The sequence below is a fragment of the Paenibacillus sp. OT2-17 genome (assembly GCF_009827695.1).
Lineage (GTDB): Bacteria > Bacillota > Bacilli > Paenibacillales > Paenibacillaceae > Paenibacillus > Paenibacillus polymyxa_B.
Genome location: NZ_WUDQ01000614.1, coordinates 1 through 2,089, shown reverse-complemented (window position 1 = coordinate 2,089; position 2,089 = coordinate 1). Strand labels below are relative to the sequence as shown.

Here is a 2,089-nt window from a genome sequence, read left to right as displayed (position 1 = left end):
TACGCTAGACTGCTGTCACCAATGTCCGCAATGACTTCCGCTACAAATTGCTCTGTCTCGCGCGAAGCGGTTCCGTTACCAATGACAATCAATTCGATACCATATTGGGCAATTAGCTGCTTGAACTTTTCAGCAGCCTCGCGCTTCTTGTTATTCGGCGGTGTCGGATACGTTACAGCCACTTCGAGCAGCTTGCCGGTGTCATCGACAACCGCCAGCTTACAGCCTGTCCGATAGGCCGGATCGACACCGAGCACACGTCGGCCCTTGATCGGAGCCTGTAGCAACAGGCTGCGCAAGTTGCCTGCAAAGATGGAGATGGCCTGCTGCTCGCCCTTCTCCGTCATTTCAGCGCGTACTTCACGCTCGATAGATGGCGCGATAAGTCTTTTATACGCATCCTCAATGACACTGCGCAGCAGATCTTGCACGACAGACGATCCTTTAATCACTTGGCCAGCCACGTAATTGTAAATGGAATCTGGCGCCACCTCCAGACCAACCTTAAGAATGCCTTCCCGCTCCCCGCGATTAATTGCCAGAATACGGTGAGGTGGCATTTTCTTAGCGAGCTCACGATAGCTGTAGTAGTTTTCATACACGGATTCTTGCTCCGCGTCCTTCGCTTCGGAGGTCAACATACCATGGTCCAGCGTATATCGGCGTACCCATTGGCGAATAGCCGCATCATCCGCTATATTTTCAGCTAAAATGTCCAAGGCTCCTTGGATGGCCGCCTCGGCGCTGTCCACTCCCAGTTCCGCATTAACATAAGACTCGGCTTCTTTCAGAGCATCGCCCTGTTTCGGCTGGCTCCAGATCCAGATGGACAGCGGCTCCAGTCCCCGTTCCTTCGCTACACTGGCGCGGGTTTTGCGTTTTTGCCGATACGGACGATACAGATCCTCCACTTCCTGAAGTTTAACCGCAGAGGTGATAGCAGTCTGCAGGTCTTCCGTCAGCTTGCCCTGCTCATCAATAATGCGGATGACCTCTACCTTACGATCCTCCAGATTACGCAAATACACCACACGATCTTCAATTTCACGCAGCTGATTTTCATCCAGCTCTCCTGTCATTTCCTTACGATAACGCGCGATAAAAGGAATTGTATTCCCTTCATCCAACAAACTGATCGTTGTCCGGATTTGCTTGAGTGCCAGCGACAGCTCTCTCGCCACTTGTTTGACAATCCGCTCTTGGCGTTCTGCTTCGTTCGGCTCCTGCCGGATTTCCGTCTTCGTTTCCTCGTTAGACAAACCTATCCCTTCTTCCTCACAGCTCTTGTCGTACACCATGTCTTTCATTATCACAAAAAAAGATTCAAAGCGCCAGCAGGTGACGTTAAAGCAAGCCCTACCTGCATTTTTCATTGGACACGCAAAAGGGCAGCGCCCAAGCGCTGCCCTTTTCCCGTTTCACTCGTCGTTCCATCACGCTAAAAATCAATCAAACCGAGACTGATTTGTAGCGAATCGCTCACTTTGCGCATGGTTTCTTCATCTAAATGGGTGATTTTGTCGGTAAGCCTTTGCTTGTCGATCGTCCGAATTTGCTCCAGAAGAACAACAGAATCACGATCAAAGCCATGCGTCGCCGCGTCGATTTCCACGTGTGTAGGCAGCTTTGCCTTCTGAATCTGAGCGGTGATAGCTGCTACGATCACAGTAGGACTAAACCGGTTGCCGATATCATTTTGAATGATCAGCACAGGTCTGACGCCACCTTGCTCGGAACCGACTACGGGTGAAAGGTCTGCAAAAAAAACGTCGCCGCGCTTTACGATCAATATGGATTACACCCCGCTAACTGTACGGCCCAAGGTGCTGTTTGCATCTTCCTCCGCGTGAAAGGCTTCGGATGCCATGGTTAAGTTGATTTTAGCCATTTCCATGTATCCACGCTGCATAGCTTCACGAATGTAACGTTTTTTACGTTCGCCTACATACAGCTTCATGGCCTGCCTGATAAATTCACTGCGGTTGGAATTTTCCATAGCTACGATCCCGTCCACTTCCTGCAAGAGATGATCTGGCAAACTGATCATTATTCTTTTGGTGTTCTGCAAATTGGCCAACTTCTCTTCCAC

General features: G+C 50.3%; 3 protein-coding genes. All 3 read right to left on the bottom strand.

The genetic code is table 11. The features are described 5' to 3' along the window. Positions 1 to 1,259, bottom strand: a 1,259-nt coding sequence (locus GRP75_RS25255; protein WP_272917238.1) for a Tex-like N-terminal domain-containing protein, incomplete at its 3' end; no start/stop codon positions are given. Positions 1,260 to 1,438: 179 nt separating this feature from the next. Continuing rightward, positions 1,439 to 1,789, bottom strand: a complete 351-nt coding sequence (locus tag GRP75_RS25250; RefSeq protein ID WP_007429335.1) for a type II toxin-antitoxin system PemK/MazF family toxin — start codon at positions 1,787 to 1,789, stop codon at positions 1,439 to 1,441. A 6-nt stretch (positions 1,790 to 1,795) separates the two neighbouring features. Then, positions 1,796 to 2,077 carry a CopG family ribbon-helix-helix protein gene (locus GRP75_RS25245; protein WP_007429334.1) on the bottom strand — a complete coding sequence of 94 codons (282 nt, stop codon included), beginning with the start codon at positions 2,075 to 2,077 and terminating at the stop codon, positions 1,796 to 1,798. Between the last annotated feature and the right edge of the window lie 12 nt (positions 2,078 to 2,089).